20 protein-coding genes are annotated in these 20,343 nt (G+C 68.3%); 4 read left to right on the top strand and 16 right to left on the bottom strand.

Annotated elements, in window-relative coordinates:
* Window positions 1–2: 2 nt before the first annotated feature.
* The 14 genes from JVH1_RS32975 to infC all read right to left on the bottom strand — a co-directional run bounded on the left by JVH1_RS32975 (window position 3) and on the right by infC (window position 13,688).
* Complete coding sequence (locus tag JVH1_RS32975) at window positions 3–1,202, bottom strand: argininosuccinate synthase (protein WP_009473614.1); 1,200 nt, start codon at window positions 1,200–1,202, stop codon at window positions 3–5.
* A gap of 47 nt (window positions 1,203–1,249) precedes the next feature.
* Complete coding sequence (locus JVH1_RS32970; RefSeq protein ID WP_009473615.1) at window positions 1,250–1,858, bottom strand: arginine repressor; 609 nt, start codon at window positions 1,856–1,858, stop codon at window positions 1,250–1,252.
* The gene (gene argF / locus JVH1_RS32965; RefSeq protein ID WP_009473616.1) at window positions 1,855–2,802 is read right to left on the bottom strand and encodes an ornithine carbamoyltransferase; all 948 of its coding nucleotides are present in this window, start codon (window positions 2,800–2,802) and stop codon (window positions 1,855–1,857) included. The genes JVH1_RS32970 and argF overlap by 4 nt, the downstream gene beginning before the upstream one ends.
* Window positions 2,799–3,998, bottom strand: a complete 1,200-nt coding sequence (locus tag JVH1_RS32960; protein WP_009473617.1) for an acetylornithine transaminase — start codon at window positions 3,996–3,998, stop codon at window positions 2,799–2,801. The genes argF and JVH1_RS32960 overlap by 4 nt, the downstream gene beginning before the upstream one ends.
* Window positions 3,995–4,921, bottom strand: coding sequence for an acetylglutamate kinase (gene argB / locus JVH1_RS32955; RefSeq protein WP_009473618.1), 927 nt, complete (start codon window positions 4,919–4,921; stop codon window positions 3,995–3,997). Before argB ends, JVH1_RS32960 begins: the two co-directional genes overlap by 4 nt.
* Window positions 4,918–6,162, bottom strand: a complete 1,245-nt coding sequence (argJ, locus tag JVH1_RS32950) for a bifunctional glutamate N-acetyltransferase/amino-acid acetyltransferase ArgJ (RefSeq protein ID WP_009473619.1) — start codon at window positions 6,160–6,162, stop codon at window positions 4,918–4,920. Before argJ ends, argB begins: the two co-directional genes overlap by 4 nt.
* Complete coding sequence (gene argC / locus JVH1_RS32945; protein WP_011594143.1) at window positions 6,159–7,214, bottom strand: N-acetyl-gamma-glutamyl-phosphate reductase; 1,056 nt, start codon at window positions 7,212–7,214, stop codon at window positions 6,159–6,161. The genes argJ and argC overlap by 4 nt, the downstream gene beginning before the upstream one ends.
* Window positions 7,215–7,282: 68 nt before the next feature.
* Window positions 7,283–7,681 carry a hypothetical protein gene (locus JVH1_RS32940; protein ID WP_009473621.1) on the bottom strand — a complete coding sequence of 133 codons (399 nt, stop codon included), beginning with the start codon at window positions 7,679–7,681 and terminating at the stop codon, window positions 7,283–7,285.
* 45 nt (window positions 7,682–7,726) lie between these two features.
* Window positions 7,727–10,213, bottom strand: a complete 2,487-nt coding sequence (gene pheT / locus JVH1_RS32935) for a phenylalanine--tRNA ligase subunit beta (protein WP_009473622.1) — start codon at window positions 10,211–10,213, stop codon at window positions 7,727–7,729.
* Window positions 10,214–10,280: 67 nt separating this feature from the next.
* Window positions 10,281–11,366, bottom strand: coding sequence for a phenylalanine--tRNA ligase subunit alpha (pheS, locus tag JVH1_RS32930; protein ID WP_009473623.1), 1,086 nt, complete (start codon window positions 11,364–11,366; stop codon window positions 10,281–10,283).
* A 94-nt stretch (window positions 11,367–11,460) separates the two neighbouring features.
* On the bottom strand, window positions 11,461–12,270 hold the full coding sequence (locus tag JVH1_RS32925; protein ID WP_009473624.1) for an RNA methyltransferase: 810 nt from the start codon (window positions 12,268–12,270) through the stop codon (window positions 11,461–11,463).
* Window positions 12,271–12,326: 56 nt separating this feature from the next.
* The gene (gene rplT / locus JVH1_RS32920; protein WP_005247385.1) at window positions 12,327–12,716 is read right to left on the bottom strand and encodes a 50S ribosomal protein L20; all 390 of its coding nucleotides are present in this window, start codon (window positions 12,714–12,716) and stop codon (window positions 12,327–12,329) included.
* Between the two features lie 63 nt (window positions 12,717–12,779).
* The gene (gene rpmI / locus JVH1_RS32915; RefSeq protein WP_005247390.1) at window positions 12,780–12,974 is read right to left on the bottom strand and encodes a 50S ribosomal protein L35; all 195 of its coding nucleotides are present in this window, start codon (window positions 12,972–12,974) and stop codon (window positions 12,780–12,782) included.
* A 57-nt stretch (window positions 12,975–13,031) separates the two neighbouring features.
* Entirely contained in the window at window positions 13,032–13,688 is a 657-nt protein-coding gene (gene infC / locus JVH1_RS32910) for a translation initiation factor IF-3 (protein ID WP_083849716.1), read from the bottom strand.
* Between the two features lie 378 nt (window positions 13,689–14,066).
* On the opposite strand from infC, the gene JVH1_RS32905 reads away from it, so the two are divergent.
* Entirely contained in the window at window positions 14,067–14,450 is a 384-nt protein-coding gene (locus tag JVH1_RS32905; RefSeq protein ID WP_009473626.1) for a DUF1844 domain-containing protein, read from the top strand.
* Between the two features lies 1 nt (window position 14,451).
* Entirely contained in the window at window positions 14,452–14,865 is a 414-nt protein-coding gene (locus tag JVH1_RS32900; RefSeq protein ID WP_009473627.1) for a DUF1801 domain-containing protein, read from the top strand.
* A gap of 7 nt (window positions 14,866–14,872) precedes the next feature.
* Here JVH1_RS32900 and JVH1_RS32895 read toward each other — a convergent pair whose 3' ends face one another.
* Window positions 14,873–15,574, bottom strand: coding sequence for a YafY family protein (locus JVH1_RS32895; RefSeq protein WP_043778082.1), 702 nt, complete (start codon window positions 15,572–15,574; stop codon window positions 14,873–14,875).
* Between the two features lie 119 nt (window positions 15,575–15,693).
* Here JVH1_RS32895 and JVH1_RS32890 point away from each other — a divergent pair, with 119 nt between their 5' ends.
* Entirely contained in the window at window positions 15,694–16,440 is a 747-nt protein-coding gene (locus tag JVH1_RS32890) for an alpha/beta fold hydrolase (protein ID WP_009473629.1), read from the top strand.
* Window positions 16,441–16,446: 6 nt separating this feature from the next.
* Here the strand turns inward: JVH1_RS32890 and uvrA are convergent, their stop codons facing one another.
* Window positions 16,447–19,443, bottom strand: a complete 2,997-nt coding sequence (uvrA, locus tag JVH1_RS32885; RefSeq protein WP_192817814.1) for an excinuclease ABC subunit UvrA — start codon at window positions 19,441–19,443, stop codon at window positions 16,447–16,449.
* Between the two features lie 151 nt (window positions 19,444–19,594).
* On the opposite strand from uvrA, the gene JVH1_RS32880 reads away from it, so the two are divergent.
* Window positions 19,595–20,284 carry an MBL fold metallo-hydrolase gene (locus JVH1_RS32880; protein ID WP_029537401.1) on the top strand — a complete coding sequence of 230 codons (690 nt, stop codon included), beginning with the start codon at window positions 19,595–19,597 and terminating at the stop codon, window positions 20,282–20,284.
* The last annotated feature ends 59 nt before the right edge of the window (window positions 20,285–20,343 follow it).

Raw genomic sequence — 20,343 nt, 5'->3', positions numbered from 1 at the left:
ACCTAGAGGCCCAGATCGCGCTTCGCCGCGACCTTCGAGGACAGTCCGTGGATCTGCACGAAGCCCTTGGCGTAGGACTGGTCGAACGTGTCGCCCTCGTCGTAGGTGGCCAGGTTGAAGTCGTACAGGGACTCGTTGCTGCGGCGGCCGTTGACGATGATCGCACCGCCGTGCAGCACCAGCCGGATGTCGCCGGAGACGCGTTCCTGCGTCTTCTCGATGAACGTGTCCAGCGCGACCTTCAGCGGGGAGAACCAGAGGCCGTCGTACACCAGCTCGCTCCAGCGCTGCTCGGTCTGACGCTTGTAGCGGCCGAGCTCGCGTTCCTGCGTGACGTGCTCGAGTTCCTGGTGGGCGTTGATGAGGACCATGGCTCCGGGAGCCTCGTAGATCTCACGGCTCTTGATGCCGACGAGACGGTCCTCGACGACGTCGAGGCGGCCGACGCCCTGTGCGCCTGCGCGGCGGTTGAGCTCCTGGATCGCTTCGAGGACGCTGACCGGCTTGCCGTCGATCGCGACGGGGCGGCCGGCCTCGAAGCTGATGATCAGCTCGTCGGGGGCCTGCCAGTTGACGGTCGGGTCCTGCGTGTAGTCGTAGACGTCCTTGGTGGGCGCGTTCCACAGGTCCTCGAGGAAGCCGGTCTCGACGGCGCGGCCCCACACGTTCTGGTCGATCGAGAACGGCGACTTCTTGGAGACGTTGATCGGGATCTCGTTCTCCTCGGCGAACGCGATCGCCTTCTCACGGGTCCACGCGTAGTCGCGGACCGGTGCGATGACGTCGAGGTCGGGGGCGAGCGATCCGAAGCCGACCTCGAACCGGACCTGGTCGTTGCCCTTGCCGGTGCAGCCGTGCGCGACCGTGGTGCCGCCGTGGGCACGCGCGGCCTCGACGAGGTGCTTGACGATCAGCGGGCGGCTGATGGCCGACACGAGCGGGTAGCGGTCCATGTAGAGGGCGTTGGCCTGGATGGTCGGCAGGCAGTATTCGTCGGCGAACTCGTCGCGCGCATCCACCACGACCGATTCGACCGCACCGCAGTCGAGTGCACGCTGACGCACGACCTCCATGTCCTCGCCGCCCTGGCCGAGATCGATGGCGACAGCAACAACTTCCTTGCCCGTCTCCTTGCCGATCCAGCTGATGGCGACTGAGGTGTCCAGCCCGCCCGAGTAGGCGAGTACGACGCGATCGGCCATGGTCCTTGTGCTCCTTAGGTTGAAGATCTGTAGAGATGATTCAGTTGTCAGGCGAGGGATTCGATCTTGGCCGCGAGTTCCGCCCCGCTCAGCGGCTCCCGTGCCACCACGAGAATGGTGTCATCCCCCGCGATGGTTCCCACGACGTCAGGTAATGATGCCCGATCGAGTGCACTCGCCAGATAGTGCGCTGCCCCCGGGGGAGTTCGCAGCACCGCCATGTTGCCACTGGCATCGGTCGACACCAGTAACTCCCCCAGCAACCGCGACAGCCGGTCGGTTCCGCCGGAGACGCCGCGGACGGGATTTCCGTCCTCGGGCACCACGTAGACCCCGGCGCCGCCGTCTGCGGCGCGAAGCTTCACGGCACCAAGTTCCTCGAGGTCCCGCGACAGCGTGGCCTGGGTGGCGTCGATGCCCTCGGCGGCGAGCAGCGCCGCGAGTTCGGTCTGGCTGCGGACCGGGTTGTTCGACAGGATCGCGACGATGCGCGCCTGCCGTCCCGCCCGTGTGGGTGCCGTCGCCGCGTTGGCGGTGCGCTGCGGCTGAGCCGCACGTGCACTCTGCGGCTGAGCCGCACGTGCACTCTGCGGCGGTGCCGCACCTGCGCGCTGCGGCTGAGCCGCACCTGCACTCTGCGGGGGTGCCGCACTCACGGACGGTCCCCGGTTCGCTGCGCGAGCAGCCACACGAGCAGTGCCTTCTGTGCGTGCAGCCTGTTCTCCGCCTCGTCCCAGACGACGCTCTGCGGTCCGTCGAGGACCTCGTCGGTGATCTCCTCCCCGCGGTGGGCGGGCAGGCAGTGCAGGACCACGGCGTCGGCGTCGGCCTTCGCGAGCAGCGCCTCGTTGATCTGGAACGGGCGGAACGGGCCGACGCGGTCGAGCCCGTCGTTCTCCTGGCCCATCGACGTCCAGGTATCGGTGACGAGTGCGTCCGCGCCGACGACCGCCGTCTGCGGGTCACCGGTGAGGGTGATGGTCGCGCCGGTCTCGGCCGCCCGCGCCCGGGCCGCCTCGACCACCCACGGCAGCGGCGCGAATCCCTCGGGGCTGGCGATGGTCACGTCGACACCTGCGGTCACACCGCCCAGCATCAGCGAGTGCGCCATGTTGTTGGCGCCGTCGCCGAGGTAGGTGAGCTTCAGCCCCTTCAGCGAACCCTTCCGCTCCACGAGGGTCTGCAGATCGGCCAGGACCTGGCACGGGTGGAACTCGTCGGACAGCGCGTTGACGATCGGGACGTCGGCGCCGGACGCCATCGCCTCGAGCCGCTTCTGCCCGAACGTGCGCCACACCACGGCGTCGACGTACCGCGACAGGACGCGGCCCGTGTCCTGCAGCGTCTCCTCGCGGCCGAGTTGGGTGCTGCGCCCGTCGACGACGATCGCGTGACCGCCGAGTTGCGCGATGCCCATCTCGAACGAGAACCGGGTGCGCGTCGAATTCTTCTCGAAGATCACGCCGACCCCACGGGGGCCTTCGAGCGGGCGCTCGGCGAACGGGGCCTTCTTCAGCCTGGCGGCGAGCTCGAGGACCTCGGCCTGCTGCGCAGGGGTGAGGTCGTCGTCCCGGAGAAAGTGTTTCACCACGGTCGTCACTGCTTTCCCGGCTGAGCGGCCGATTGTGCGTTGTCGAGAATCGCGGGCAGCGCCGCGACGAATCCTTCGGCTTGATCGTCCGTGAGGACCAGGGGCGGAGCCAGCCGGACGACGCCCGGTTGTGCGGCGTTGATCAGGTATCCGGCCTCGCGCGCGGAGTTCTCCACGGCGGGGGCCACGTCCTGGGTCAGGACGATGCCGAGCAGCAGCCCGGCGCCGCGGACGTGGTCGATCAGCGGATGCCCGAGACCTTCGATGCCGGCTGACAGCGACTTGCCGAGCGTGTCGGCGCGGGAGATGAGGTCGTCTTCGGCGATCGTCCGCAGCACGGCGAGCGCCGCCGACGCGCAGACGGGGTTCCCGCCGAAGGTCGTGCCGTGCTTGCCCGGCCCGAACAGGTCCGCGGTCGCGCCGGTCGCGATGCATGCGCCGATCGGCATCCCGCCACCGAGTCCCTTCGCGAGGGTCATGACGTCGGGCACGATCCCGACCGCCTGGTGTGCGTAGAACCAGCCCGTGCGCCCGATCCCGGTCTGCACTTCGTCGAGCACGAGCAGGGCGCCGCGATCGGCGGTGATCTGCCGTGCGCCCGCGAGGTATCCCTCGGGCGGAACGACGACACCGCCCTCGCCCATCATCGGCTCCAGGAACACGGCCGCGGTGTCGGCGTCGACGGCGCGGTCGAGTGCGTCGAGATCGCCGTACGGCACGTGCTCGACGCCCGGGGGCATCGGCTCGAACGGCGCGCGCTTGGCGGCCTGGCCGGTGAGCGCGAGCGCACCCATCGTGCGGCCGTGGAAGGAGTTCTCCGCGGCGATGATCTTCGATCGTCCCGTGGCGCGCGCGAGCTTGAACGCCGCCTCGTTGGCCTCGGTGCCGGAATTGCACAGGAAGACACGTCCCGGGGCGCCCAGGTGGGAGAGCAGCTTCTCGGCCAGTTCGATCGCCGGCTCGCTGGCGTACAGGTTCGACACGTGCCCGAGGGTCGACAACTGCATCGTGACGGCCTCGATGATCGCCGGGTGCGCGTGCCCGAGGATGTTGACGGCGATGCCGGCGAGGAAGTCGACGTACTCCTTGCCGTCGGCGTCGGTCAGCACCGCTCCCTGACCACGCGTCAGTGCCACCCGGGGGACGCCGTACGTGTTCATCAGAGCGCCGGACCAGCGCTGCTGGAGCTCCGGGGTTCCGGTCATGAGGCAACTCCCTCGGTAGGTGAAGTAGGGCCGGGCGTGACCATCGTGCCGATGCCCTCGCCGGTGAACAGTTCGAGCAGAACGGAATGGGCGACACGGCCGTCGATGACGTGCGCGGTGGGCACACCGCCGCGGACCGCGCGCAGGCAGGCCTCCATCTTGGGCACCATGCCGGCGTCGAGGCTGGGCAGCAGTTGCGCGAGCGCGTCCACGTCGATCTCGGTGGCCAGCGAATCGCGATCCGGCCAGTTCGTGTACAGCCCTTCGACATCCGTGAGGACAACGAGCTTCTCGGCGCCGATGGCCTCGGCGAGCGCGGCGGCGGCGGTGTCCGCGTTGATGTTGTGCACCACACCGTCCGAGTCGGGGGCGATGGTGGACACCACGGGAATTCGGCCCGCACGGATCAGATCCAGGACGGCCTCCGGGTTCACCGTCGTGACGTCGCCGACGAGACCGATGTCGGTCGGCTTGCCCTCGACCATCACGGTGCGCTTGGTGGCGGTGAACAGGTGCGCGTCCTCACCGGAGATGCCGACGGCATACGGTCCGTGCGCGTTGATCAGTCCGACCAGTTCGCGGCCGACCTGACCGAACAGCACCATTCGGACGACGTCCATCACCTCGGGGGTGGTGACGCGGAACCCGCCCTTGAATTCGCCTGTCATGCCGAGCTTTCCGAGCATGGCATTGATCTGGGGGCCGCCGCCGTGCACGACGACCGGCTGAATTCCGACCGTCCGCAGGAACGCCATGTCGGCCGCGAACGCCGTCTTCAGCGCGTCGTCGACCATGGCGTTGCCGCCGTACTTCACGACGACGACCTTGTCACGGAACTGCTGCAGCCACGGCAGAGCCTCCGCCAGGACGTGCGCCTTCTGGTGATCGGTGATGCCGCTGAGTGCCTCGCTGATCGCTGTCATGACGAATACGCCGAGTTCTCTTCGACATACGCGTGCGACAGGTCGGTGGTCCGGATGGTCACGGCGTGCTCGCCCAGACCGAGATCGATGTCCAGGGAAATGTCGATGTCGCTCAGGTCCACGTCCCGCGCACCCGGTGCGCCCACGCCGTCGATGCAGACGGGGGCGCCGTTGAACGACACCGAGATCGTGTCGGGGTCCAGTTCGATCGGCGCGATGCCGATGGCGGCGAGCACCCGGCCCCAATTGGGGTCGGATCCGAACAGCGCCGTCTTGACGAGGCTGTCCCGCGCCACCGTCCGGGCACCGATCAGGGCGTCCTCCTCGCTGACCGCGCCGCGGACCGTGATCCGCACCCGCTTGGTGACGCCCTCCGCGTCGGCCATCATCTGATCGGCCAGATCGTCGCAAACGGCCGTCACGGCCGCATTCAGTTCTTCCTGGGTCGGTGTCACGTTGCTCGCACCGGACGCCAGCAGCAGCACCGTGTCGTTGGTCGACGTGGCACCGTCGACGTCCAGCCGATCGAACGTCACCCGGGTGGCCGCCCGCAGCGCGGCGTCGAGTTGCGCCGCGGTCGCGACGGCGTCGGTCGTGACCACGCACAGCATCGTCGCCAGCGCGGGGGCCAGCATGCCTGCGCCCTTCGCCATACCACCCACGTTCCACTTGTCCGCATGGTGCAGGGCGGCCTGCTTCGGCACCGTGTCGGTGGTCATGATCGCGTACGCGGCGTCGGTGCCACCCGAGATTCCCCCGGCGAGTTCGTGCACGGCCTCCGTGACCCCGGCCAGAACCTTGTCCATCGGCAGGCGGTCGCCGATCAGACCCGTGGAACACACCGCGACCTCGACGGCGCCGGTCTCGGTTCCCCAGTTGCTCAGCGCGGACGCCACTTCCTCGGCCGTCTTGTGCGCGTCCTGGAACCCGCCCGCACCCGTGCACGCGTTGGCCCCACCGGAATTGAGCACGACGGCGCGCAGCCTGCCCGTGGTGAGCACCTGCTGCGACCACAGCACCGGGGCGGCCTTCACCTTGTTCGCGGTGAAGACGCCGGCCGCCGCGAGCTCGGGTCCCTCGTTGACGACGAGAGCCAGGTCGGCGTTGCCGCTCGCCTTGATACCCGCCTTGATCCCGGCCGCGCGGAACCCCGCGGGCCCCGACACTCCCTGTGTTCGGACCAGCGTGCCGCCGGCGACCTCCCGGGTCGGGTGCGGATCGATCGTGCTGTCACTGCTCACGGGGCAACTCCCACTGTCGAGAGACCGGCGGTCTCGGGTAGTCCAAGCGCAAGATTCATCGATTGCACCGCTCCGCCGGCGGTGCCCTTCGCAAGGTTGTCGATCACCGCGACCACGACGATCTGACCGGCGTCGGCGTCGACCGTCACGGCGATCTGGACCGCGTTCGATCCGACGACGGCACCGGTCTGCGGCAACACACCCTGGGGCAGGACGTGCACGAACGGCTCGTCCGCGTAGGCCTTTTCGTAGATCGCGCGCACCTCGTCCTCGGACGCCGTGGTGGCCGCGGTGCACGTGGCGAGGATGCCGCGCGGCATCGGCGCCAGCACGGGGGTGAACGACACGGTGACGCGCTCACCGGCGAGTTCGGAAAGGTTCTGGATGATCTCCGGGGTGTGGCGGTGCACGCCACCGACACCGTAGGCACGGACCGAACCCATCACCTCCGAGCCGAGCAGATCGGCCTTGGGTGCGCGGCCCGCGCCGGAGGCACCGGTGACGGCGACGATCGTGACTCGCGGTTCGACGACACCCGCCGCGACCGCGGGGGCCATCGCCAGACTCGACACCGTCGGGAAGCACCCGGGGACGGCGATGCGTGTGGCGCCGACGAGTTTCTCGCGGGCACCCGGCAGTTCCGGAAGTCCGTACGGCCAGCTACCTGCGTGCGGGCTCTTGTAGTACCGCTCCCAGTCCTCGGCGTTCGTCAGCCGGAAGTCGGCGCCGCAGTCGATGATGACCGTGGACTCGGGCAGCGCCTTCGCGTACTGCGCCGAATTGCCGTGCGGCAGACCGAGAAACACCACGTCGTGGCCGGCGAGCGTCTCGACGGTGGTGTCCTCGAGCACTCGGTCGGCGAGAGGAAGCAGGTGCGGATGGTGCGAGCCCAGAGTCGATCCGGCATTGCCGCCGGCAGTGAGCGCGCCGATGACGAGCGAACCGTCCGCGTACGACGGGTGCCCCAGCAGCAGACGCAGCACTTCGCCACCGGCGTATCCACTCGCGCCGGCGACGGCAATCCTGATCGGTTTTCCCGCGTGCTCAGTCATACGATTGATTATGCATCATCATGCAAGCTAATACACACCGCGGTCTCTCGACGGGACGGAATGCGTGGTCACTGCTTGCCGAGCGACCGCCGAATCTCGTCGAGCTTGGCCTTTCCCGCCTTCTCCCGCTTCTCCCACGCCTCGTCCAACGACTGCCCCGACGGGCTGTCGTGCGCGAGTTCGAAGGAGCCCACCGCCGTCCCGAACCGTCCCTCGATCCGCTCACGCACGCGGTCGAACGTCGGGACCCCGCCCGGCGTGTAGTCCGGCTCGGGCACAGCGGGCGCGATGTGGGGCACGATCTCCGCGGTCACCGGATCCTCCGCCGGAATCGTCGCGCCCACGTCCACCGCCGCGAGGAGCGCCCCGAGGCCCGGACGACCCGCGGCCACCGCGCGCACCACCTCGAGGAACTCGGCGTCGGTCAACTGACTCGCCGCCGCCACGACGTCGCGCACTTCGGTCATCGCACTGCTCCTCACCGCCTCGGGCCCCTCAACCCAGGCTACGGGTCAGCTGCGTAGTTCGGCACCCACGGCAGCGGACGCCGCAGCCACCGCGGCGTCGCGGGCGGCGCTCGCCTCGTCCTCGGTCAGGGTGCGGTCGACGCCGCGGAATCGCAGCGCGAACGCCAGCGACTTTCGGCCCTCCCCGACCTGCTCACCTTCGAATACGTCGAACAGCCGGATGTCCTCGAGGAGCTCTCCTCCACCCGACCGCAGGGCCGCCTGGACCTCGGCGGCGGGTACCGCCGTGTCGACCACGACCGCCACGTCCTGAAGGACCGCCGGGAAGGGCGAGACCTTCGGCGCGGGCAGATTCTCGACCAGGGGCAGGGCGTCCAGATCGATCTCCACGGCACTCGTCCGCGGGGGCAGCCCGGCGCGCTCGAGCACGGCGGGATGCAACTCGCCCGCGTGGCCGACGACGACACCGTTCACGAGCAGCTCCGCGCCGCGGCCCGGGTGCCACGGCAGGTACTGCGTCGAGCGGAACTCCATCTCGACACCGACCGCGGCAGCGACCGTCCGGGCCGCCGCGAACGCGTCGGTGGCATCGGCTGCGCGTCCCGCGCCCCACGGGCCGCTCGGCTCACGCTGCCCCGTGAGCACCGCCGCCACGTGCACCGGCTGGTCCGGCAACGACTGCAGCAGTGCCGTGATCTGTTCGTCGGTCGGGCGACGATCCACCGGCAGCGCCTCGACCGGCTTGGTGTCGGCGCCGGGCAGCACGACCTGCGCGATGCCGAACAGCGACAGGTCGCGCTGACCGCGGGAGACGTTGCGGGCGAGAACCTCGAGAAGTCCGGGCAGCAACGTGGTGGCCAGTTCCGGCCGATCCGATTCGAGCGGGTTCAGCACGGTACTGGTGTTCCTGCGCGGATCCTCGGGGTCCAGGCCCCACGTGTCGAAGATCCCGGGGGGCAGGAAGACGGGGGGAAGGATCTCGACGTATCCCGCGAACGCCAGGGCACGGCCGACGGCGCGCTTGCGGCGCTGCGCAGGAGTCAACCCACGGCCCGCGGGGGCTGCGGGCAGCACCGACGGAATCTTCTCGAGCCCCTCGAGGCGCAGAACCTCCTCCACCAGGTCGGCGGGCTGCACCAGGTCGGGCCGCCACGACGGCGGGCCGGCGACGAGCTGACCGTGTCCGCTGTCGCTGACCCCGACCTCGACGTTGCAGCCGATCTGCGTCAGCCGGCGCGCAGCGGTGCCGTTGGGGTAGTCGACGCCCGCCACGCGGTCGGGGAGGTCGATGTCCATGTGGATGGGCTCGTGCGGGGTGACCTCACCGATGTCGGTGAGCGCCGGCTCTACCCGCCCGCCGGCGATGTCGACGAGCAGCGCCGCCGCCCGGTCCAGTGCCGCGACGGGGATCTCGGGGTCGACCACCCGCTCGAAACGCTTACTGGCCTCGCTGGTCAGCTTGTGCCTGCGCGCGGTCTTGAACACCGCGAGCGGATCCCACGTCGCCGCCTCGAGCAGGATGTCGGTGGTTTCCGACCCGACCTCGGTGGACGCGCCACCCATGATCCCGGCCAGCGACACGACGCCCGAATCGTCGGCGATCACGACGTCCTCGGGGTCGAGGACGCGCTCGATCTCATCGAGAGTGGTCAGCTTCTCCCCCGCCACCGCGCGACGCACGACGAGTTCACCGCTGATCTTCGCGGCATCGAACGCGTGCAACGGCTGGCCCAGTTCGAGCAGAACGTAATTGGTGACGTCGACGGCAGGCGAGATCGGGCGGACCCCCGACAGCAGCAGCCGACGCTGCAGCCACCACGGGCTGACCGCCTTCGGATCGATACCCGTCACGCGGCGGGCTGCGAAACGCGTCGCCTTCGACTCCGGCTCGACGCGGATCGGCCAGGCCTCCCCCTCCGCCGGGTACGGCGCCACCGACGCCGGGTCGGCGAAGTCCAGGTCGAACCCGCACGCCAGTTCACGGGTGAGCCCGCGGACGGAGAAGCAGTAGCCGCGGTCCGGGGTGATGTTGAGTTCGATGACCGTGTCGTTCAGGCCCATCAACTCGTTGGCGTCCGCACCGGGGAGCGCGGTGCCCGGCTCGAGGACGAGGATGCCCGAATGGTCCTTGCCGATGCCGAGTTCGGCCACCGAACAGATCATCCCGTCGGAGACCTGCCCGTACGTCTTGCGGGACGCGATGGCGAAACCACCGGGAAGCACTGCGCCGGGGAGTGCGACCACCACGAGGTCGCCCTCGGCGAAGTTCCGGGCGCCGCACACGATGCCCTGCGGCTCGGCCGCCCCCACATCAACCTTGCAGAAGCGGATCGGCTTCTTGAACTCGGTGAGCTCGGTGATCTCGAGAACCTTGCCGACCACGAGGGGGCCGTCGACGGGTTCGAGCCGGTCGACTTCCTCGACCTCGAGCCCGACCCGGACGAAACCTGCGTCGAGTTCCTCGGCGGTGACGTCCCAGTCCGGGGTGGCACGCTGCAGGATCTCGGTCAGCCAGGATTGCGCTACTCGCACGTCTGCTCAGCTCTCTCGTTCGTGAAGATGTCGTGACTGTGGTGGGCGGGATTCGGGTGACGCGGGGTCAGCCCTGGACACCGAAGGGCAGCGTGAACCGCACGTCGCCCTCGACGATGTCGCGCATGTCCGGGATCCCGTTCCGGAACTGCAGTGTGCGCTCGAGCCCCATACCGAACGCGAACCCGGTGTATACGTCGGGGTCGATTCCGGAGGCGCGCAGCACATTCGGGTTGACCATTCCGCAGCCGCCCCACTCGACCCAGCCCGCGCCGCCCTTCTTGTTCGGGAACCAGACGTCCACCTCGGCGGACGGTTCCGTGAACGGGAAGTAGTTCGGGCGCATCCGGGTACGGGTCTCGGGACCGAACAGTGCGCGGGCGAACGCGTCGAGCGTGCCGCGCAGGTGGGCCATGGTGAGGCCCTTGTCGACGGCGAGACCCTCCACCTGGGAGAAGACCGGGGTGTGGGTGGCGTCGAGTTCGTCGGTGCGGAACGTCCGCCCGGGGCACACCACGTAGATCGGCACCTCACGCGAGAGCATGGTGCGCACCTGTACCGGCGACGTGTGCGTGCGAAGTACCTGGCGCGAGCCCTCCGGTGCGATGTGGAACGTGTCCTGCATCGTCCGCGCGGGGTGATCGGGCAGGAAGTTGAGGGCATCGAAGTTGAAGTGCTCGGTCTCCACCTCCGGGCCCTCGGCGACCTCCCAGCCCATCGCGACGAACACGTCCTCGACCTGCTCGGAGATGATGCTGATCGGGTGGCGGGCGCCCACCGGCTGACGCTGCGACGGCAGGGTCACGTCGATGGACTCGGCCACGAGGACGGCCGCGTCGCGCTCGGCGAGCAGGACGGCGCGGCGTTCGTCGAACGCCGCACTGATCCGGGTGCGGGCGACGTTCACGCGCTTGCCTGCGTCGGCCTTCTCCTTGCCCGGGAGGGCTCCGAGTCCGCGGCGGGCGAGGGCGATCGGCGACTTGTCGCCCATGTGCTCGACCTTGGCCTTCGCCAGGTCGTCGAGATCCGCCACCGACGCGAACGCCTTTTCTGCGCTCTCCGCTGCCGCAGTCAGAGCGTCTTCGGTGAGCGCACTCGCATCGACCGCGCCGCCTTCGACGCCCGTGGAGGCAGCGCCCTCTTTTTTAGCCACGACCGGTGCCACTCCTTAAGTTCTTTCAGTCAACACTCTCGACGAAACCGAAACAGCTCGCCGTCAAATCCTATGCGATCCCATTTTCGCCGGTTCAGCTGTCGGTTCGCTTGCGGTTCTGGACCCGCGCGCTCGAATACAGGCAGATCGACGCCGCGGTCGCCAGGTTGAGGCTCTCGGCTCGACCGTGGATCGGAATCCGCACCCGGTGATCGGCTCGCGCCGAGGTGGCCGCGTCGAGGCCGTGGGCCTCGTTGCCGAACAACCACGCCGTGGGGCGGGCCAGCAGTTCGTCGGCGTCGTCCAGATCGACCTCGCCGTCGGCCGCCGTGGCGAGCAACTGAATTCCCGCCGCGCTGATGCTGTCGAGTACCGCCGCGGTGTCCCGCTCACGCACCACCGGAAGGTGGAACAGGCTTCCGGCGGACGCCCGGACGCATTTGCCGTTGTGCGGGTCGACGCTGTCGCCGGCGAGAATGGCCGCGTCCGCGCCCACCGCGTCCGCGACCCGGATGACGGTGCCCGCGTTGCCGGGCTCCGCGACCGCGACCGGAACCGCGAGCAGACGGGTTCCGGGGCCGATCGCCTCCGTCAGCGGAACGTCGAGGAGATCGCACACTGCGACGAGACCCGGCGGGGTCACCGTGTCGCTGAGCGCTCGGACCGCGCGGTCCGTCACCAGCGACGTCCGCACACCCGCGGTGTGTGCCCGGTCGATCAGCCTCGCGTACCGCTGCCCGGCGTCCTCGGTGTAGAAGAGATCGTGCACGGGACGGGTGTCGAGTGCCTCGCCGACGGAGTTCTCGCCCTCCACCAGGAAGCGCCCGACCTTGCGGCGTTCCGCGGTGCGCAGCAGCTTGACAGCAGAAACGACCCGTGGGGTGCGCTCGGTGAGCGGGTCCACGGGTCGTTTCCGAGGCTCTGAAGGCCGGGGCTCTGAAGGCCGGGGTGCTGCGAGACTCAGGCCGCTTCTCCGGCCGGAGCGTTGACGTCTGCCGGGAGTGCCGCCTTGGCGAGGGCCACGAGGCCGGCGAATGCCGCCGCGTCGGACACGGCCAGCTCGGCGAGGTTCTTGCGGTCGACCTCGATCTCGGCCAGACGCAGACCCTGGATCAGGCGGTTGTACGTGATGTCGTTCGCCCGTGCAGCAGCGTTGATACGCGTGATCCACAGCTTGCGGAAGTCGCCCTTGCGCGCGCGGCGGTCACGGTAGGCGTAGGTCAGCGAGTGGAGCTGCTGTTCCTTCGCCTTGCGGTACAGGCGCGAGCGCTGTCCGCGGTAGCCGCTGGAGGCTTCGAGAATCGAACGACGCTTCTTCTGGGCGTTTACCGCCCTCTTTACGCGTGCCACTGAAAAATCCTGTCAATCTTGGGGCGGTGAGCTGCCCCGGGTGGTCAGTAAAAGGGTGTCGACTCAGATGTCGAGCAGGCGCTTGATGCGAGGAGTGTCAGCCTTGCTGACGACAGCCACGCCATCGAGGCGACGGGTCACCTTCGTGGCCTTATGCTCGAGCAGGTGGCGGCGACCGGCCTTCTGGCGCAGGATCTTTCCGCTGCCGGACACCTTGAATCGCTTCGCGGTGCCGCTGTGGGTCTTCGACTTGGGCATGGAGTCCTCAGTTCTCTGTATCCGGACCGTGATCCGGGTCGTGCTGGTGGAGTCGGACTAGCTGGTCGGCGCTTCGCCGGGCACACTGTCGCCCGCCTGCTCCGCAGGTGCCGCCGGAGCCTGTGCCGGTGCGGCCGGCGCGGGAGTTGCCCGCTGCGCCGGCGGCGCAGCGGCGCTTTCCTGCGCTTTCACCCGGGTCTTCGCGCCCTTGTGCGGAGCGAGCACCATCGTCATGTTTCGACCGTCCTGCTTGGCGGACGTCTCCACGAACCCGAGATCCGCGACGTCTGCACCGAGACGCTGCAGCAGCCGGAATCCGAGCTCCGGACGCGACTGCTCACGTCCGCGGAACATGATCGTGACCTTGACCTTGGATCCGGCTTCGAGGAAGCGCACGACGTTCCGCTTCTTCGTCTCGTAGTCGTGATCGTCGATCTTGGGGCGGAGCTTCTGCTCCTTGATGACCGTGAGCTGCTGGTTCTTGCGCGACTCACGCGCCTTCTGCGCGGCCTCGTACTTGAACTTGCCGTAGTCCATGATCTTGCAGACCGGCGGGCGAGCGTCGGGGGCCACCTCGACCAGGTCGAGATCGGCCTCGAGGGCCAAGCGGAGTGCATCTTCAACACGCACGATGCCAACCTGTTCACCTCCGGGTCCGACGAGGCGGACCTCGGGAACTCGGATGCGATCGTTGATGCGGGTCTCAGTGCTGATGGGGCCTCCTAGGTTGAACGGTCTTGTCTCGAGACCGCCAGCAGCCCGTACGCCCGGATTCCCAACAAAAAAGCCCCGCGGCGGTGAATGACTTTCACCATGCGGGGCCCGATGTCGACCGATCAGACGAACTCACGGCTCACGCCGATCCCTCATCTCCTCACATTCGAGGAACTCGAACCCGAGTAACCTCGGACCGAGCGACCGGACCACTGAACTGCAGTTTTACCTGCCGCGCAGAGGTGGGAGTCGGACTCCACTTGCTGCCCCCGACAAATCCGAAGGCGGTCGTTGCGTCAAGAGTAACATTTGCGCCCGTCGTGAGCTAATCGACACCGAGACGTTGCGCCACAGGGCCCTGGTGGAATCCTCTAAGGCATGACGGACAACATCGATGACACCCCGAACGACGGCACCCCGACCGGCGGTGACCAGAATACCGACGTCCGGGAACTGGCCGACGTCCCCTCGGTCGAGGTCATCAGCCGCGCGGCGGTCATGCTCATGAGTTCGGCAGCCGAGAAACTCGGCCTGTCCGACGCCGACCCCGACTCCAGCCCCCACCGCGACCTCGACGAGGCCCGCCGGGTCATCACCGCCCTCGCCGGCCTGGTGACCGCGTCCATCGAGTACCTCGGACCGCACGCGGGACCGATCCGCGAAGGCCTCCAGGCGCTGCAGCGCGCGTTCCGTGAAGCGTCCTCGCACCCGGACGAGCCGGGCAAGGGTCCGGGCGAGAAGTACACCGGCCCCGTGTACTGACATGGCGAGCCGCAACAAGACCGTGCGGACGCCTGCCGGCGTCGACGAGTTCCTCGGCACGATCGCCGACCCGGTCAAGCGCGCCGACAGCGCACGACTGGTGGAGTTGCTCACCGCCGCGAGCGGAGAGCCCGCCGCGATGTGGGGCACGAGCATCGTCGGGTTCGGCTCCCGCCACTACAGGTATGCCAGCGGACACGAGGGCGATACTGCACTGATCGGCTTCTCGCCCCGGGCCGCGGCGCTCACCCTGTACCTCTCGCTCGACTTCGCCGAGCACGAGGCCGAACTCGCCGCACTCGGTAAGCACACACTCGGCAAGGGCTGCCTCTACGTCAAGAGGCTCGCCGATGTCGACGAGTCGGTTCTCGTCTCGTTGCTGAACCGGTCCGTGGCAGCCGCCCGCGCGCTCTGATCGAATCTCACTGTTCGAACACGCTGCGCGCGTCGGCGGGCGGTTCGCCGAAGAGGCTCGGATCGCGTGGGACGAACGACCGGCCGGTGAGGGTGGCGTCGGACACCCGGTCCAGCCGGAACCACCGCACACCCGCCCGGCTCAGGCACCACGCGACGAGGAACCACGATCCCCTGGTGTGAGCGAGGAGGTGCGGTTCGACGACGCGTTCGGTACGCTCGCCGTCCCGGTCCACATATCGGAGCGACACCATCAGTTCGCGCTGCAATCCGTCTTCGACGACGCGGCGGATGCGTGGTTCCGCGCCCGCCGTGTCGGCATCTCGGCGGATCCACACCTTCGCACCGAGTCGCTCCACCCGCTCCCTCGACTCGGCATCCATCACGTCGAGCAGTTTGGCCAGCGCGGCGCGGCCGTCGGTCGCGAACGGAGCATCGCGAAACGCCGTCAGGGCCAGTGCCACCGAAACCGCTTGAGCGGCAGTGAAGTTCACGGGCGGTAACGTGCCGTTCCCGATGATCCCGTATCCCCCACCCGGCCCGGCAGTGGCCCGGATCGGGGCGCCCGAGGACTGCAGCACGGCGACGTCTCGCTTGATCGTCCGGGCGGTCACCTCGAACTGCGCCGCCAACTGCTCCGCGGTCCGGCCCCGGTCCCCCGCGCGGCGTAGTTCTTCCGTCAGGGCGTGGAGGCGGGCTGGACGGTCCATGAGGGCAGTCTGCCGAACGACCGCCGCAAAGTCCCGATTCTCGCCGACCGATTCCGTTATACGACTGTGACACATACGGTGACACGCAGATGTCACCGTTACGGGTTCACTCTTGTCCCATGACCCAGACAAGCGAATCACACGACAGCACAGGCACTCACATCATCCTGGCTCCCGGATTCTGGCTCGGCGCATGGGCCTGGGAGGCAGTGGCTTCCGACCTGGTCCGGCGAGGACATCACGTCACCGCGGTGACCTTGCCCGGACTTCACTCCGCGGACAGCGATCGCGCCGGCATCCGACTGGACGATCACATCTCCGCCATCGCGGACGTCGTCGCGAACACACCGTCGTCGGAGCGGGTTGTGCTCGTCGCGCACAGCGGTGCGGGACCGGTGGCCTACGCTGCGAGCGATCGGGTGCCCGACCGACTGGCCCGCATCGTCTACGTCGACTCGGGACCATTGCAGAACGGCACCGCACTTCGTGACGATCTCGATGCTTCGGTCACCGAGATCCCGCTCCCGTCGTGGTCCGAACTCGAGGCCGAGGGCAGCAGTCTCGACGGACTCGACGACGTCGCGCTCGAGACGTTCCGCAGCCGCGCGGTGCCGGAACCGGCCGGTCCCGCGAGGGACAGGCTCGAACTCCGCGACAGCGGCCGTCTGGACGTGCCGACCACGGTGATCTGCACCAGTTTCCCGTCGGAGGTCATCCAGCAGATGGCCGGCGCGGGCCATCCGATGGCCGCCGAACTCGCGCAGATCGCGAAGGTCGACTACGTCGATCTGCCGACCGGCCACTGGCCGATGTGGTCGCGGCCCGCAGACCTCGCGACCGCGATCGACACGGCCGCGAGGGACTGACCGAACTCAGCCGACTGCTGCGGCCTTCTTCGGCGCGCGCTTGCGCGGCGTCGCCGTGGCGGCCGCGGCAGTCTTCTTCGCCGACGCAGACTTCCGCGTCGACGACGACTTGGCCGCCTTCGACTTCGCCGCGGCGGGCGGCGCCGGCGCTTCGAGGACGTTTTCGAGGAACCGACCCGTGTAACTCTCCGGAACCTGCGCCACCTCCTCCGGGGTGCCCTGCGCGACGACGGTGCCGCCGCCGGACCCGCCCTCGGGCCCCATGTCGATCACCCAGTCGGACGTCTTGATCACGTCGAGGTTGTGCTCGATCACGATCACCGTGTTGCCCTTGTCGACCAACCCGTTGACGACCCCCAGCAGCTTGCGGATGTCCTCGAAGTGCAGACCCGTGGTGGGCTCGTCGAGGATGTACACCGTGCGGCCCGTCGAACGTTTCTGCAGTTCGGCGGCGAGTTTCACGCGCTGCGCCTCACCACCGGACAGCGTGGGCGCGGGCTGACCGAGCCGCACGTACCCGAGACCGACCTCGACCAGGGTCTTGAGGTAGCGGTGGATCGAGGTGATGGGCTCGAAGAACTCCGCGGCCTCCTCGATCGGCATGTCCAGGACCTCGGCGATGGTCTTGCCCTTGTAGTGGACCTCGAGCGTCTCGCGGTTGTACCGGGCGCCGTGGCAGACCTCGCACGGCACGTACACGTCGGGCAGGAAGTTCATCTCGATCTTCAACGTGCCGTCTCCGGAGCAGGCCTCGCAGCGGCCGCCCTTGACGTTGAACGAGAACCGGCCCGGCTGGTAGCCGCGCACCTTCGACTCGGTGGTGGCGGCGAACAGGGTCCGGATCTTGTCGAACACCCCGGTGTAGGTGGCCGCGTTGGACCGCGGGGTGCGGCCGATCGGCGACTGGTCGACCTGGACGAGCTTGTCCAGCTGGTCGAGCCCGTTGATGCGGGTGTGCCTGCCCGGCACCTGGCGGGCGCCGTTGAGCTTGTTCGCCATCACGGTCGCGAGGATGTCGTTGACGAGCGTCGACTTACCGGACCCGGACACACCGGTGACCGAGGTGAGCACGCCCAGCGGGAAGCTGACGTCGATGCCTCCGAGGTTGTGTTCGCGCGCACCGATGACCGTGACCTGCCGTTTGCGGTCGACCGGCCGGCGGATGGCCGGGATCTCGATGTGACTGCGGCCCGACAGGTAGGCGCCGGTGAGGGATTCCTCGCAGTCGAGCAGTTCCTCGTACGGCCCGCTGTGGACGACCTTGCCTCCGTGCTCGCCTGCGAGCGGTCCGATGTCGACCACCCAGTCGGACGTGCGGATGGTGTCTTCGTCGTGTTCGACCACGATGAGCGTGTTCCCGAGGTCGCGCAGGCGCGTCAGGGTCTCGATGAGACGCCGGTTGTCGCGCTGATGCAGACCGATCGACGGCTCGTCGAGCACGTACAGGACGCCCACCAGGCCCGAGCCGATCTGGGTGGCGAGGCGGATACGCTGCGCCTCACCACCGGACAAGGTGCCGGCGGCGCGGGCGAGCGACAGGTATTCGAGGCCGACGTCGAGCAGGAAGCCGAGACGTGCCTGGACCTCCTTGAGCACCTGGCCGGCGATGGCCTCCTCGCGGCTGCCCAGCGTGAGGCTGTTCAGGAAGTCGGCGCAATCGGAGATCGAGAGTTCGCAGACCTCGGCGATCGACTTCATGCCGAACTTTTCGCTCGCGATCGTGACCGACAGGATCTCGGGGCGCAGCCGCGCACCACCACACGCGGGACAGGGGGTGTCACGCATGTAGCCGTCGTAGCGTTCCTTCATCTGGTCCGACTCGGTCTGCTCGAGGCGGCGGTGCAGGAACGGCATGACGCCCTCGAACTCGGCGTAGTAGGAACGAGTACGCCCGTACCGGTTCTTGTACCGCACGTGGACCTGTTCCTCACTGCCCTCGAGGATCGCGCGGCGTGCCTTCGCGGGCAGCTTGTTCCACGGCGTCTTCATGTCGAAGCCGAGAATGTCGCCGAGACCGGACAGCAGGCGGCCGAAGTATTCGGAACTCTGCCCCATCGACCACGGCGCGATGGCTCCGTCCTCGAGGGACAGCTCGGGGTCGGGGACAACGAGGTCGGGGTCGACCTCCTTACGGATTCCGAGACCGGTGCACTCGGGGCAGGCACCGTACGGGGAGTTGAACGAGAACGACCGCGGTTCGAGGTCGTCGATGGAGAGCGCGTGGCCGTTCGGACACGCCAGCTTCTCCGAGAATCGGCGTTCCCGGTCTGTGGCGTTCTCTTCGCGGTCGACGAAGTCGAGGACGACGATGCCCTCCGCCAACCGCAGCGCGGTCTCGACGGAATCGGTGAGTCGCTGCTTGGAGCTGGCCTTGACGGTGAGGCGGTCGACGACGACCTCGATGTCGTGCTTCTCCTGCTTCTTGAGCTTGGGCGGATCGGAGAGCGGATGCACCACGCCGTCGACTCGCACACGCGAATAGCCCTGCATGTTGAGCTGGTCGAACAGGTCGACGAATTCACCCTTGCGGGTCCGCACGACGGGAGCGAGCACCTGGAAGCGGGTGCCTTCCTCCATGTCGAGGACCTGGTCGACGATCTGCTGCGGCGTCTGCCGCGCGATCTGCTCGCCACACACCGGGCAGTGGGCGGTGCCCGCCCGGGCGTACAGCAGACGGAGGTAGTCGTATACCTCCGTGATGGTGCCGACCGTCGACCGCGGGTTGCGGTTGGTCGACTTCTGGTCGATGGACACCGCCGGCGACAGACCTTCGATGAAGTCGACGTCGGGCTTGTCCATCTGGCCGAGGAATTGGCGCGCGTACGCCGACAGCGACTCGACGTAACGTCGCTGGCCCTCGGCGAAGATCGTGTCGAATGCCAGACTCGACTTGCCCGAGCCCGACAGCCCGGTGAACACGATCAGGCTGTCGCGGGGCAGATCGAGATCGACCCCTCGCAGATTGTGCTCACGGGCACCCCGCACGATAAGGCGATCCGCCACTCCAAGTCCCTTCATTGTTCGACAGCCGAGGGCGCGCATGAACGCTGAGCCCTCTGGCCGTGCCATGGTAAGCCGGGGCACCGACACGTTCTGTGGGACGGATGGCCGCCCTGCCACTCACCTGCCTGTATTCGACGGTAGCCTCCCCATCATGACCGAGCAGCCCATGGTGATAGAAGACTCGTACACCGGCCACGTCTCCCCCGGTTCGGCGCCGCAGCGCCGGACGGTTCCGGGAGCCACGATCACGAAGATGTCCGTCGGCCCCATGGACAACAACGTGTACCTGGTCGTCTGTTCCGCAACCGGAAAATCCGTCCTCATCGACGCCGCCAACGAGGCGGACCGCGTCAACCAACTGATCACCGAACACGCTCCGTCCCTCGAGCTGATCGTCACCACTCACCAGCACGGCGACCACTGGCTGGCACTCGAGGACGTCGCGGCCGCTACCCGCGTGGAGACCGCCGCGCATCCACTCGACGCCGACGCTCTGCCCGTCCGGCCCGACCGTCTCCTCGAAGACGGTGACACGGTCACCGTCGGCGACGTCACCCTCGACGTGATCCATCTCGCAGGCCACACCCCCGGCTCCGTCGCCCTCGCGCTCACCGAGGCCGGCGGCACACGCGTCCACCTCTTCACCGGCGACTCCCTCTTCCCCGGCGGGGTGGGCAAGACCGCCGACGAAGGCAAGTTCGCATCACTGCTCACCGACGTCGAAACCAAGGTCTTCGACCGCTACGGCGACGACACGGTCGTCTATCCCGGCCACGGTGACGACACCACCCTCGGCGCCGAGCGCCCCCACCTCGGGAAGTGGCGCGAGCGCGGCTGGTGAACCGCACCCGATCGCCGATTGCGCGCCGAACGGTCCGCGATTGGCGATCGGCCTCCCTG

The organism is Rhodococcus sp. JVH1, assembly GCF_000280725.2.
GTDB classification, from domain to species: domain Bacteria; phylum Actinomycetota; class Actinomycetes; order Mycobacteriales; family Mycobacteriaceae; genus Rhodococcus_F; species Rhodococcus_F jostii_A.
The sequence above is the reverse complement of the archived record's forward strand: the minus strand, read 5'-3'. Positions and strand labels throughout refer to the sequence as shown.